This is a genomic window from Pseudomonas sp. BNK-44-b, from assembly GCF_047456245.1.
In the GTDB taxonomy this organism is placed as follows: Bacteria; Pseudomonadota; Gammaproteobacteria; order Pseudomonadales; family Pseudomonadaceae; genus Aquipseudomonas; species Aquipseudomonas machongensis.
In genome coordinates, this window is record NZ_CP179908.1 from 5,140,630 (window position 1) to 5,154,246 (window position 13,617).

General features: G+C 57.5%; 5 protein-coding genes, 2 tRNA genes and 4 rRNA genes. 3 read left to right on the forward strand and 8 right to left on the reverse strand.

Translation table 11 applies throughout. The features are described from left to right. Positions 1–6 precede the first annotated feature (6 nt). Positions 7–3,438 carry an amino acid adenylation domain-containing protein gene (locus tag ACMGGG_RS23220; RefSeq protein WP_414154506.1) on the forward strand — a complete coding sequence of 1,144 codons (3,432 nt, stop codon included), beginning with the start codon at positions 7–9 and terminating at the stop codon, positions 3,436–3,438. 35 nt (positions 3,439–3,473) lie between these two features. After that, entirely contained in the window at positions 3,474–3,941 is a 468-nt protein-coding gene (locus ACMGGG_RS23225) for an SRPBCC family protein (RefSeq protein WP_414154507.1), read from the forward strand. Positions 3,942–4,059: 118 nt separating this feature from the next. Here the strand turns inward: ACMGGG_RS23225 and rrf (ACMGGG_RS23230) are convergent. The 8 genes from rrf (ACMGGG_RS23230) to ACMGGG_RS23265 all read right to left on the reverse strand — a co-directional run bounded on the left by rrf (ACMGGG_RS23230) (position 4,060) and on the right by ACMGGG_RS23265 (position 12,405). Then, positions 4,060–4,175, reverse strand: a 5S ribosomal RNA gene (rrf, locus tag ACMGGG_RS23230). A gap of 109 nt (positions 4,176–4,284) precedes the next feature. Continuing rightward, positions 4,285–4,400, reverse strand: a 5S ribosomal RNA gene (rrf, locus tag ACMGGG_RS23235). A gap of 133 nt (positions 4,401–4,533) precedes the next feature. Beyond that, a 23S ribosomal RNA gene (locus tag ACMGGG_RS23240) occupies positions 4,534–7,426 on the reverse strand. 222 nt (positions 7,427–7,648) lie between these two features. Then, positions 7,649–7,724, reverse strand: a tRNA-Ala gene (locus tag ACMGGG_RS23245). A gap of 6 nt (positions 7,725–7,730) precedes the next feature. Then, positions 7,731–7,807, reverse strand: a tRNA-Ile gene (locus ACMGGG_RS23250). A gap of 76 nt (positions 7,808–7,883) precedes the next feature. After that, positions 7,884–9,420, reverse strand: a 16S ribosomal RNA gene (locus ACMGGG_RS23255). Together the 16S, 23S and 5S rRNA genes with 2 tRNA genes alongside form the textbook arrangement of a ribosomal RNA operon. A 568-nt stretch (positions 9,421–9,988) precedes the next feature. Then, positions 9,989–11,209 carry a CaiB/BaiF CoA transferase family protein gene (locus tag ACMGGG_RS23260; RefSeq protein WP_414154508.1) on the reverse strand — a complete coding sequence of 407 codons (1,221 nt, stop codon included), beginning with the start codon at positions 11,207–11,209 and terminating at the stop codon, positions 9,989–9,991. A gap of 14 nt (positions 11,210–11,223) precedes the next feature. Continuing rightward, complete coding sequence (locus tag ACMGGG_RS23265) at positions 11,224–12,405, reverse strand: acyl-CoA dehydrogenase (protein ID WP_414154509.1); 1,182 nt, start codon at positions 12,403–12,405, stop codon at positions 11,224–11,226. A 165-nt stretch (positions 12,406–12,570) separates the two neighbouring features. On the opposite strand from ACMGGG_RS23265, the gene ACMGGG_RS23270 reads away from it, so the two are divergent. Beyond that, positions 12,571–13,470, forward strand: a complete 900-nt coding sequence (locus ACMGGG_RS23270; RefSeq protein ID WP_112899481.1) for a LysR substrate-binding domain-containing protein — start codon at positions 12,571–12,573, stop codon at positions 13,468–13,470. Positions 13,471–13,617: the final 147 nt, after the last annotated feature.

Genomic DNA, 13,617 nt, shown 5'->3' on the forward strand with positions numbered 1-13,617 from the left:
ATCCGCATGCGACGTCTCGACATACTATTGGTCGGCCACAGCCTCGCGCTGCGCAACCTGGCCCGGATACTCGACGAGCAGGGCCACGGCACCCTGCTGGCCGGTACACCCTCGGCGCTACGCCAGGCCCTGGCTAGCCATCACTCTCTGGTTCTGGAAGACGGCAGCCTGGTGCTGTGCACCAGTGACTGGGCCCTCCTGGGGGAAACGCCGTTGCTCAGGATCCGCCTGGGCACCAGCCACGGCGACACCCTGCCACACCTGGAACTGCTGTGCTGGTGCGCCAGTGCCACGGCTGCGCGCCTGATCAGCCGGGTATCATTGGTCGCACCCTCCTCGGGCAATGGCCAGCAACTGCGTGAAGATGCCGTGCGAGCTTTGGAGGAGCAGGTCACCCATCAGGTCGCCTGCCTCGCCCGCGATCCGCAACACCTGAGCGAAACGTGCACCGTCGAGCCTGGCCTACAGATGCGTGAGCACGGCCTGGATTGGCTGCAAACGCTGGCCTACCGTCATCCGTTCAACCGCTCCCAGCGCGCAGACCTGCTGGTATCGAGTGAAGTCGGCTTGATGGAGGGCCTGGAGCAGCCTCTGCGCCAGTACGCGCAGAAACCGGCGCTGAACCGCGATGGCCAGCGCAGCAGCTATCACGACCTGCACGCTCTCGCCGTAACCTTGCAACGGGCACTGATGCCATTACTGCCTGATCAGGACGATCAGCCTGTGGTGGTGGGCGTGTGTCTGGCCAAGTCGCCGGCACTCTATGCCAGCGTGCTGGCGATATTGGGTTGCGGCGCAATCTACCTGCCACTGGACCCGACGACGCCCACAGAGCGTCGCCAACGTATCCTGCAGGACTCCGGGGCGCGGGTACTGCTGCATGACGGCCAGCCACATGCCGGACTGGCCCTGCTGGATGTGCGCACGCTGCAGGCGGCCACTGACAGTTGCCTGCCCTCGCTGGTCCTGCGGCAAGGGACAGCAGAGCGGGCCTGCGTGGCGACCTACACCTCTGGCACCACCGGCCAACCGAAAGGCGTGTTGCTCAGCCAGCGCAACCTCACCCACTTCATCGCCTGGTATCGCGAGCATGTCGCGCTGGATGCGCACAGCCGGGTGCTGCAGTTCTCAACCATCGGCTTCGATGCCTCGCTGCTGGATATCCTGCCGACCTTCGCCTGCGGCGCGGAACTGGTCATTCCCAGCGATGACCAGCGCCGTGATCCGCAGCTACTGGTGCAACTTATCCACAGCCAGGCCGTGAGCCATGCGTTTCTGCCGCCAGCACTGCTGAGCATCCTCCCGCCTGATGAACCGCTTGGCCTGCGCCACCTGATCACCGGAGGCGATGTCTGCGAGCCCCAGGTCATCGCTCGGTACAGCGAACAATGCCGGATGCACAACATCTATGGCCCAACCGAAACCACGGTATTGGCGACTACTCGCATCTGCGCTGCCGGTGACAGTAATCGCAACCTGGGGGTGCCGATCGCCAATACTCAGGTGCTGATCCTGGACGACGATTTGCAGCCGGTCACTCAGCAGACGCCCGGAGAACTGTACATCTGCGGCCCGGGGGTCGGGCTGGGGTATCTCAACAATCCAGAACTGACCGCCGAGCGTTTCATCGCACTCGACTTGCCCGATGGCCGTTCGCTGCGTACCTACCGTACAGGTGACATTGGCAAATGGACCGCACAGGGCATCGAGCTGTGCGGGCGACGCGACAATCAGGTGAAAATCCGTGGATTTCGCGTAGAGCCGGAAGAAATCGAACACTGCCTGCGCAACAGCGGCCTGTATGCACAGATCGCGGTGGTGATCGATGCCCAGCGCCGCGTGCTGGCTTTCGCTGCGCAGCCGACAAGCCATCAGGCCGACACTGCACTGCGTCAGCATGCTGAGCGGCATCTGCCCGACTACATGCGTCCGGGGTTCTACCAGGTGTTGGAGCAGATGCCCTACACCGCTAATGGCAAGGTCGACCGCCTGGCGTTGCGGACGCTGCCACTGACGTTGCCAGCGGCACAGCGAGTAGCACCCAGCACACCAACCGAACAGCGTCTGCTGGGGCTCTGGAGTGAGCTGCTGGAACTGGACCAGGCGGATATTTCCGCCGACGACAGCTTCTTCAGCCTGGGCGGACATTCGATCCTGCTGTCGAGGCTGCTGCTGGAGGTGCGTCACGCCTTCGGTCGCGGCGTGGCGATCAATCGCTTCATCGAACAGCCGACGCTACAGCGCCTGGGTGCGTTGCTCGACGGTGACGCTGCCGCACTGGACAGTTCACTCGAACGCCTGGAGCAGGACGCCAACCGTGACTTGAACCTTCAGGTACTGCCCCTGCAGGCCATGGGAGATGTGCACAAGGTCATCGTCACGGGCGCCAACAGCTTTCTCGGCGTGCATCTGGTCGAAGCACTGCTCGGCTGGGGGGCCACGGAGGTGGCGTGCCTGGTACGTAGCAACGCAACCCAGACGGCCAGAGAACGCTTCAGGCAGGCGCTGACAGACAATCAGCTGAGCCTCGATGATGAGCGCGTGCGGGTATTCGACGCGGACCTGCGCCGGCCTCGGCTGGGGTTGAGCGACGCGGACTACGACGATCTCGACCTGAACTACGGTGCACTGGTGCACAACGCCGCCCAGGTCAATCACGTACTCGACTACCAGGCCCTGGCCAGCGACAACATCGAACCGCTGTTCGAGTGCCTTCGCCTGTGCGAAGGGCGGCGCAAGAAGGTCTTCAACTTCGTCTCGACGCTCTCTGCGTGTAGCGCAATGGACAGCGACGGCCGCGTGCTGGAGCAAGGCCCCGTGTCGACTCCGCCGATCTACATCCGCAACGGCTACAACCTGAGCAAATGGGTCGGCGAACGTATTCTCCAGCGGGCGCGTGAAGCAGGGGTACGGGTAAATCTGTTCCGCCCCGGGAATATCAGCTTCGACAGCCGCAATGGCGTATGCCAGCCCCAGCGCAATCGCTTGATGCTGATGCTCAAGGGCTCACTGCAGCTGGGCCAGGTACCACGACTGGAGATCGATTTCGACCTCATGCCGGTGGACTTCCTCGCCCGCTTCATCGCCTTCCACAGCAGCAGGCACCACCCCGCGCAATGCGTCTTCAACCTGCACAACCCCGAACCGCTGCGTTGGCAAGACTACCTGGCCGCGTTCCGCGAGCAGGGCCACCACTTCGAGCTGGTCGAGGTGGAGCAGTGGCAAGGCCAGTTGAGTCGGGTAGATCGCGACAACGCGCTGTTCGATGTCCTGGGCTTTTACCTCGACGGCTTCGAGGAAGACATCGGCGATATCTCCAGCATCGAGCACGGTAATGCCCGCGAGGGCGTTCGGCGCATGGGTGTCTGCTACCCGGCCAAGGACGCGCAGTTGCTGCGTCGCGGCTGCCGCTACCTGAGCGCTATCGGCTTTCTCTGATTCCTTCGATTCATCCACAACAGGAGCAACATCGCATGCAAACACTCAAACCCGACACGCTGATCCGTAATCCACAAGGCTGCCTGGTGGTATCCAGCGTGGACATTGCAGCCTCGGCGGAGGCGGTATGGAATATCGTTGGCAACTTCGCCGGCTTCCCGGTGTTCATCCCCGCTTTGGCCCACATCGACATGACCGGAAGCGGCGTACGTTCGGTGCGCAAGAAACTGTTCAAGGACGGCAATGTGGTCATCGAGCAGTTGAACTCGCGAGACGAGCAGACAATGCAGATGACTTGGAGCCTGATCTACACCAGCCTGAATATCGGCAACCTGTGGGCTGCGATGCAGGTCGAGGCGCTGGATGCGCATCGCAGCCGTGCGGTCTGGACTATCCAGGCCGAACCTTGGGAGGGCGGCCCGGAGGCATTGCCAGGCTTCCAGGCATTTCTCCAGGGCTTTGCCGATGAGGCGATGGCGAACGTGCGCAATCTGCTGAGCTGAAGGCGATAACCCAGGCCGCTGTTGTGGGAAGTGCACTGACCACAGCAGCGGTTTTTCTTGGACGCCAGAAAGACAAAACCCCTACCTGCTCACGCAGATAGGGGTTTTGCGAAATGAATCTTGACGATGACCTACTCTCACATGGGGAAACCCCACACTACCATCGGCGATGCATCGTTTCACTGCTGAGTTCGGGATGGGATCAGGTGGTTCCAATGCTCTATGGTCGTCAAGAAATTCTGTGTGCTGGACCGTCTCAAGGACGTGCCTGCGAATCTCTGTACTCTCTACTTAAAGACAAAACCCCTACCTGCTCGCGCAGATAGGGGTTTTGCGAAATGAATCTTGACGATGACCTACTCTCACATGGGGAAACCCCACACTACCATCGGCGATGCATCGTTTCACTGCTGAGTTCGGGATGGGATCAGGTGGTTCCAATGCTCTATGGTCGTCAAGAAATTCGGTTGCCAGTGCGTCCTTGCAGACACGCCAGCCAATTCGGATATGTGATCTTTGTGAGTCGCTTCGAACTTTCGGTTCGTTTCGTCTTCACCACCGCAATCTGCAAGGCAGATTGCTTGGGTGTTATATGGTCAAGCCTCACGGGCAATTAGTATTGGTTAGCTCAACGCCTCACAGCGCTTACACACCCAACCTATCAACGTCGTAGTCTTCGACGGCCCTTCAGGGGATTCAAGATCCCAGTGAGATCTCATCTTGAGGCAAGTTTCCCGCTTAGATGCTTTCAGCGGTTATCTCTTCCGAACATAGCTACCCGGCAATGCCACTGGCGTGACAACCGGAACACCAGAGGTTCGTCCACTCCGGTCCTCTCGTACTAGGAGCAGCCCCTCTCAAATCTCAAACGTCCACGGCAGATAGGGACCGAACTGTCTCACGACGTTCTAAACCCAGCTCGCGTACCACTTTAAATGGCGAACAGCCATACCCTTGGGACCGGCTTCAGCCCCAGGATGTGATGAGCCGACATCGAGGTGCCAAACACCGCCGTCGATATGAACTCTTGGGCGGTATCAGCCTGTTATCCCCGGAGTACCTTTTATCCGTTGAGCGATGGCCCTTCCATACAGAACCACCGGATCACTAAGACCTACTTTCGTACCTGCTCGACGTGTGTGTCTCGCAGTCAAGCGCGCTTTTGCCTTTATACTCTACGACCGATTTCCGACCGGTCTGAGCGCACCTTCGTACTCCTCCGTTACTCTTTGGGAGGAGACCGCCCCAGTCAAACTACCCACCATACACTGTCCTCGATCCGGATTACGGACCTGAGTTAGAACCTCAAGGTTGCCAGGGTGGTATTTCAAGGATGGCTCCATGAGAACTGGCGTCCCCACTTCAAAGCCTCCCACCTATCCTACACAAGCAAGCTCAAAGTCCAGTGCAAAGCTATAGTAAAGGTTCACGGGGTCTTTCCGTCTAGCCGCGGATACACTGCATCTTCACAGCGATTTCAATTTCACTGAGTCTCGGGTGGAGACAGCGCCGCCATCGTTACGCCATTCGTGCAGGTCGGAACTTACCCGACAAGGAATTTCGCTACCTTAGGACCGTTATAGTTACGGCCGCCGTTTACCGGGGCTTCGATCAAGAGCTTCGCTTGCGCTAACCCCATCAATTAACCTTCCGGCACCGGGCAGGCGTCACACCCTATACGTCCACTTTCGTGTTTGCAGAGTGCTGTGTTTTTAATAAACAGTCGCAGCGGCCTGGTATCTTCGACCGGCATGGGCTTACGGAGCAAGTCCTTCACCCTCGCCGGCGCACCTTCTCCCGAAGTTACGGTGCCATTTTGCCTAGTTCCTTCACCCGAGTTCTCTCAAGCGCCTTGGTATTCTCTACCTAACCACCTGTGTCGGTTTGGGGTACGGTTCCCAGTTATCTGAAGCTTAGGAGCTTTTCTTGGAAGCATGGTATCAACCACTTCGCACTCTAAAGAGCGCTCGTCATCAGCTCTCGGCCTTGAAATCCCGGATTTGCCTAAGATTTCAGCCTACCACCTTAAACCTGGACAACCAACGCCAGGCTGGCCTAACCTTCTCCGTCCCTCCATCGCAATAACTGGAAGTACAGGAATATTAACCTGTTTTCCATCGACTACGCTTTTCAGCCTCGCCTTAGGGACCGACTAACCCTGCGTCGATTAACGTTGCGCAGGAAACCTTGGTCTTTCGGCGTGCGAGTTTTTCACTCGCATTGTCGTTACTCATGTCAGCATTCGCACTTCTGATACCTCCAGCAAGCTTCTCAACTCACCTTCACAGGCTTACAGAACGCTCCTCTACCGCATCACCAAAGGTGATACCCGTAGCTTCGGTGCATGGTTTGAGCCCCGTTACATCTTCCGCGCAGGCCGACTCGACTAGTGAGCTATTACGCTTTCTTTAAAGGGTGGCTGCTTCTAAGCCAACCTCCTAGCTGTCTAAGCCTTCCCACATCGTTTCCCACTTAACCATGACTTTGGGACCTTAGCTGACGGTCTGGGTTGTTTCCCTTTTCACGACGGACGTTAGCACCCGCCGTGTGTCTCCCATGCTCGGCACTTGCTGGTATTCGGAGTTTGCATCGGTTTGGTAAGTCGGGATGACCCCCTAGCCGAAACAGTGCTCTACCCCCAGCAGTGATACATGAGGCGCTACCTAAATAGCTTTCGAGGAGAACCAGCTATCTCCGAGCTTGATTAGCCTTTCACTCCGATCCACAGGTCATCCGCTAACTTTTCAACGGTAGTCGGTTCGGTCCTCCAGTCAGTGTTACCTAACCTTCAACCTGCCCATGGATAGATCGCCCGGTTTCGGGTCTATACCCAGCGACTAAAGCGCCCTATTAAGACTCGCTTTCGCTACGCCTCCCCTATTCGGTTAAGCTCGCCACTGAATATAAGTCGCTGACCCATTATACAAAAGGTACGCAGTCACCTAACATAGTAGGCTCCCACTGCTTGTACGCATACGGTTTCAGGTTCTATTTCACTCCCCTCTCCGGGGTTCTTTTCGCCTTTCCCTCACGGTACTGGTTCACTATCGGTCAGTCAGTAGTATTTAGCCTTGGAGGATGGTCCCCCCATGTTCAGACAAAGTTTCTCGTGCTCCGTCCTACTCGATTTCATTGAAAAGAGACTTTCGTGTACGGGGCTATCACCCACTATGGCCGCACTTTCCAGAGCGTTCCACTAATCTCAAATCAACTTAAGGGCTGGTCCCCGTTCGCTCGCCACTACTAAGGGAATCTCGGTTGATTTCTTTTCCTCAGGGTACTTAGATGTTTCAGTTCCCCTGGTTCGCCTCTTGCACCTATGTATTCAGTACAAGATACTCAGCTTATGCTGAGTGGGTTCCCCCATTCAGAGATCTCTGGATCACAGTCTGTTTGCCGACTCCCCAAAGCTTATCGCAGGCTACCACGTCTTTCATCGCCTCTGACTGCCAAGGCATCCACCGTATGCGCTTCTTCACTTGACCATATAACCCCAAGCAATCTGGTTATACTGTGAAGACGACATTCGCCGAAAATTCGTGAGAACTCACAAATTTTACCTTAGCCTGAATTACCAGCAGTGAAACTGGCATTCAGTCTATTTCTATCACATATCCGAATTTTTAAAGAACGATCTGACAAAAGCCAGAAATCAACATTCATCGACGAATGTTCATTTCTAGGTTCTGATCAAGGTACAGCGTAAGTGGTGGAGCCAAGCGGGATCGAACCGCTGACCTCCTGCGTGCAAGGCAGGCGCTCTCCCAGCTGAGCTATGGCCCCGCATATTGGTAGGTCTGGGCAGATTTGAACTGCCGACCTCACCCTTATCAGGGGTGCGCTCTAACCAACTGAGCTACAGACCTATATAGGGTCTTGATCGTCTTCACAATGAATCAAGCAATTCGTGTGGGAGCTCATCAGCAGGCTGATGTCTTCGATTAAGGAGGTGATCCAGCCGCAGGTTCCCCTACGGCTACCTTGTTACGACTTCACCCCAGTCATGAATCACACCGTGGTAACCGTCCTCCCGAAGGTTAGACTAGCTACTTCTGGTGCAACCCACTCCCATGGTGTGACGGGCGGTGTGTACAAGGCCCGGGAACGTATTCACCGCGACATTCTGATTCGCGATTACTAGCGATTCCGACTTCACGCAGTCGAGTTGCAGACTGCGATCCGGACTACGATCGGTTTTGTGAGATTAGCTCCACCTCGCGGCTTGGCAACCCTCTGTACCGACCATTGTAGCACGTGTGTAGCCCAGGCCGTAAGGGCCATGATGACTTGACGTCATCCCCACCTTCCTCCGGTTTGTCACCGGCAGTCTCCTTAGAGTGCCCACCATAACGTGCTGGTAACTAAGGACAAGGGTTGCGCTCGTTACGGGACTTAACCCAACATCTCACGACACGAGCTGACGACAGCCATGCAGCACCTGTGTCAGAGTTCCCGAAGGCACCCATCCATCTCTGGAAAGTTCTCTGCATGTCAAGGCCTGGTAAGGTTCTTCGCGTTGCTTCGAATTAAACCACATGCTCCACCGCTTGTGCGGGCCCCCGTCAATTCATTTGAGTTTTAACCTTGCGGCCGTACTCCCCAGGCGGTCAACTTAATGCGTTAGCTGCGCCACTAAAATCTCAAGGATTCCAACGGCTAGTTGACATCGTTTACGGCGTGGACTACCAGGGTATCTAATCCTGTTTGCTCCCCACGCTTTCGCACCTCAGTGTCAGTATCAGTCCAGGTGGTCGCCTTCGCCACTGGTGTTCCTTCCTATATCTACGCATTTCACCGCTACACAGGAAATTCCACCACCCTCTACCATACTCTAGCTCGCCAGTTTTGGATGCAGTTCCCAGGTTGAGCCCGGGGCTTTCACATCCAACTTAACGAACCACCTACGCGCGCTTTACGCCCAGTAATTCCGATTAACGCTTGCACCCTCTGTATTACCGCGGCTGCTGGCACAGAGTTAGCCGGTGCTTATTCTGTCGGTAACGTCAAAACAGCAAGGTATTAACTTACTGCCCTTCCTCCCAACTTAAAGTGCTTTACAATCCGAAGACCTTCTTCACACACGCGGCATGGCTGGATCAGGCTTTCGCCCATTGTCCAATATTCCCCACTGCTGCCTCCCGTAGGAGTCTGGACCGTGTCTCAGTTCCAGTGTGACTGATCATCCTCTCAGACCAGTTACGGATCGTCGCCTTGGTGAGCCATTACCTCACCAACTAGCTAATCCGACCTAGGCTCATCTGATAGCGCAAGGCCCGAAGGTCCCCTGCTTTCTCCCGTAGGACGTATGCGGTATTAGCGTTCCTTTCGAAACGTTGTCCCCCACTACCAGGCAGATTCCTAGGCATTACTCACCCGTCCGCCGCTGAATCAAGGAGCAAGCTCCCGTCATCCGCTCGACTTGCATGTGTTAGGCCTGCCGCCAGCGTTCAATCTGAGCCATGATCAAACTCTTCAGTTCAATACTGCTTGGGTTTTTAAGAAACCCTAAACTTGGCTCAGCAATCTCAAATGACTATGTGATTTCTCGCATGGTCACTTGTGATGCTGATAATCTTGGCGACTATCAGTCCGTACTCACAAGCACCCACACGAATTGCTTGATTCGATTTGTTAAAGAGCGTTTGGTTAAGAGCCTTTCGTCTCAACCGAGGCGCGCATTCTACGCTTTCCTCATTGGCTGTCAAGCGTTTATTTTGAAGTTTTTCGCGAGAAACTCGTTTAGCTTCAAACACTTGACTCGCTGCGATCTCTCGTAGCGGGAGGCGAATCATACAGCACTCGAAGATGCTGTCAACTGCCTTTTTCACCGCTGCCGATCAGGTGATCGAAGCGCTTCACGCCTCACCGAAATCGCTTAACTCGTTGATTAACAAAGAGTTTTGCGTTCCGTTTGCTGCGGAAGTGGGGCGCATTATAAGGGGATCTGAGAGGGCGTCAACCTTTTATTTCAAGAATCTTTCAGATCGCTGAAAACACAGCGGGGAGGCCTGCCGGCCTCCCCGCTTCTCTATATAGCTGAGACGCTGTCACAGCACCCCTGCAGAACGCAGCACCTGAACAGCCGCTGCATCCAATCCCAAGACATCCATCAGCACCGCCTCGGTATGCTCCCCCAGCAAAGGTGGGGCCCGACGATACTCCACGGGCGTCTCCGACAACCTGATCGGGCTCGCCACCTGAGGCACACTGCCCGCCAGCGGATGAGGAACATCCACCTTCAAGCCGCGCGCCACGACCTGCGGATCCTGGAACATCTGCGCCAGGTCGTTGATCGGCCCGCACGGCACTCCAGCCCTTTCCAGCTCCGCCACCCACTCGGCAGTGGTCTTGAACACCGTCGCCTGTCGAATCAGAGGAATCAGCTCCGCCCGATGCGCAACCCGCTGCTTGTTGGTGGCAAAGCGCGGATCATCTGCCCACTGCGGCTGACCGGCCACTTCCGCGAACTTGCGGAACTGCCCGTCGTTACCCACCGTAAGGATGAAGTCACCATCGGCCGTCGGGAAGTCCTGGTAAGGCACGATGTTGGGATGCGCATTACCCAGGCGCTTGGGCGGTGTGCCCGTGGTCAGGTAGTTCATTGCCTGGTTGGCAAGGCACGCCACCTGCACATCCAGCAGAGCCATATCGATATGCTGGCCCTCCCCCGACTGATCGCGATGCGCCAGCGCTGCAAGGATCGCCACCGTAGAATAAAGCCCGGTGAGAATGTCAGTCAGCGCCACTCCCACCTTCATGGGCCCGGCACCCTGCTCACCCTCAGGCCGTCCGGTCAGACTCATCAATCCGCCCAGCCCCTGGATCATGAAATCGTAGCCCGCGCGCTTGGCATAGGGCCCAGTCTGACCAAAGCCAGTGATCGAACAATAGATAAGCCTTGGATTGACCGCCTTCAGGCGTTCGTAGTCCAGCCCATAGCTCGCCAGCCCGCCCACCTTGAAGTTCTCGATGACGATATCCGACTTTGCCGCCAGTTCACGCACCAGGCGCTGACCTTCGGGCTGGGTGAAGTCGATAGTCACCGAACGCTTGTTCCGGTTGGCCGACAGATAGTAGGCCGCCTCGCTGGTGTTCTCGCCTCGGGCGTCCCGCAGGAAGGGCGGGCCCCACGCCCGGGTGTCATCGCCGCTATCCGGGCGCTCGACCTTGATCACGTCAGCCCCGAGGTCGGCGAGAATCTGGCCGGACCACGGCCCGGCCAACACACGCGACAGGTCCAGCACCCGCAGATGTGACAGTGCTCCCATGGCCGCGCCCTCTATTAATAGAACGCCTGGATGCCGGTCTGTGCGCGGCCGAGGATCAACGCATGGATGTCATGCGTCCCTTCATAGGTGTTGACCACCTCGAGGTTGACCAGGTGACGCGCCACCCCGAACTCGTCGGAGATCCCGTTACCGCCGAGCATGTCGCGCGCCAGACGGGCGATATCCAGCGCCTTGCCGCAGGAGTTGCGCTTCATGATCGAGGTGATCTCCACCGCCGCAGTGCCCTCGTCCTTCATCCGCCCCAGCCGCAGGCAGCCTTGCAGCCCCAAGGTGATCTCGGTCTGCATGTCGGCGAGTTTCTTCTGGATCAGTTGGTTGGCGGCCAGAGGGCGACCGAACTGCTTGCGGTCCAGGGTGTACTGGCGTGCAGTGTGCCAGCAAGCCTCCGCCGCCCCCAGCGCGCCCCAGGAAATGCCATAGCGCGCCGAGTTCAAACAGGTGAACGGGCCTTTCAAACCACGGACCTCGGGGAAGATGTTCTCTTCCGGCACGAACACGCCGTCCATGACGATCTCACCGGTGATCGACGCACGCAGGCCAACCTTGCCATGAATGGCTGGAGCGCTCAGACCCTTCCATCCCTGTTCCAGAATGAAGCCACGAATATCGCCGGCATCGTCCTTCGCCCAGACCACGAACACATCGGCGATCGGGCTGTTGGTGATCCACATTTTGCTGCCCGTCAGGCTGTAGCCACCCTCGACCTTGCGAGCACGGGTGATCATCGCGCCAGGGTCGGAGCCGTGGTTGGGTTCGGTCAAACCGAAGCAACCGATCCATTCCCCACTGGCGAGTTTGGGCAGGTACTTCTGCTTCTGCGCCTCACTGCCGAACTCGTTGATCGGCACCATGACCAGCGAAGACTGCACACTCATCATCGAGCGGTAGCCCGAGTCGATCCGCTCCACTTCACGGGCGATCAACCCATAGCACACATAGTTGAGACCACTGCCACCATACTCCGCCGGAATGGTCGCCCCCAGCAGGCCGACCTCGCCCATCTCACGGAAGATCGCCGGATCGGTCTGTTCGTGACGGAACGCCTCGATCACCCGCGGAGCAAGCTTGTCCTGGGCGAACTGATAAGCGCTGTCACGCACCATGCGCTCTTCTTCAGTGAGCTGCTGATCCAGCAGCAGCGGATCGATCCAGTTGAAGCTTGCTTTACCGGCCATGGGCAGAGTCCTCGAAAGGTATGTGACGAAATTTCTTGTTGCCTTGATCCTAGGCCGGAACCTGTCGGCGGACAAACGAGGATTGCGCACCTATTAGTGCTATTTTCTCACTCCGTAATAAGCGAAATCCCTATCCAACGCCTCTTATAAGTGAGAATGACGTACATGCGGCGCAAGATCCCCAGCACCACCGCCCTGGTCTGCTTCGAGGCGGCCGCCCGCCACGAGAGCTTTACCAAGGCCGCCCAGGAACTGGCGCTGACTCAAGGTGCCGTCTGTCGGCAAATCGGTGGCCTGGAGGGCTTTCTCAATGTGGAGCTTTTCCGACGCTCGCGCCGGGGGGTGAAGCTGACCGAAGCTGGTCTGTCGTATAGCCGCCAGGTCTCGGCGCAATTGGACGCGGTGGAACGGGATACCCTGTCGGTGATGCGCCAGCAGGGCGCCAACGTCCTCGAACTGGCCGTAGTGCCGACCTTCGGCACCCAGTGGCTGCTCCCTCGTCTGAAGGACTTCCAGCAACGCCACCCGGAGGTAACGGTCAACCTCACCAACCGCACGCGGCCTTTCCTGTTCGCCGACACCACCTTCGATGCCGCCATCTACTTCGGCGACGCCGACTGGTCTGGCACCCAGTCACATCGCCTGATGGGTGAAAATCCGGTGCCGGTGTGCAGCCCGCAATGGCTCGACGGACGAGACGCACTAGACGCCAGATACATCGCGGAGCTGCCATTGCTGCAGCAGACCACCCGCCCCTACGCCTGGCGGCAGTGGTTCGACAGCCTGGGCATGAGCGTGGAACGCGACATGAACGGCCCGCGCTACGAGCTGTTTTCCATGCTGGGCCAGGCGGCAATGCACGAAATGGGCATAGCCTTGATCCCGCCGTTCCTCATCCAGCGCGAGCTGGCGGAGGGCCGACTGGTGGTCGCAAACAAGCATGCCCTGTCGAGCGACAAGGCCTACTATCTGATGATTCCCGAGCGCAAGGTGGAGTCAGCTTCGCTGCGCGCCTTCCGCGACTGGCTGGTGATTCAGGCGCGCGACTACGCCGCAAGCACATGAAACCCAAAAGCTGACTTCGTAGTCAATTATTTTAAACACCTACAGATATATGGATTTGTCGCAAATCCATAAACTGTTCCATTAGCGAAAAAAATCGTATCAACCCTAGTAACCGCGAGGGTTTGCCGCTGTTTTTACGACATCCAG

Bases quoted from the DNA above. Each gene is read 5' to 3' on its own strand.
- ACMGGG_RS23225 (WP_414154507.1), top strand. From the start codon at position 3,474: ATGCAAACACTCAAACCCGACACGCTGATCCGTAATCCACAAGGCTGC.
- ACMGGG_RS23265 (WP_414154509.1), bottom strand. From the start codon at position 12,405: ATGGCCGGTAAAGCAAGCTTCAACTGGATCGATCCGCTGCTGCTGGAT.
- ACMGGG_RS23260 (WP_414154508.1), bottom strand. From the start codon at position 11,209: ATGGGAGCACTGTCACATCTGCGGGTGCTGGACCTGTCGCGTGTGTTG.
- ACMGGG_RS23220 (WP_414154506.1), top strand. From the start codon at position 7: ATGCGACGTCTCGACATACTATTGGTCGGCCACAGCCTCGCGCTGCGC.
- ACMGGG_RS23270 (WP_112899481.1), top strand. From the start codon at position 12,571: ATGCGGCGCAAGATCCCCAGCACCACCGCCCTGGTCTGCTTCGAGGCG.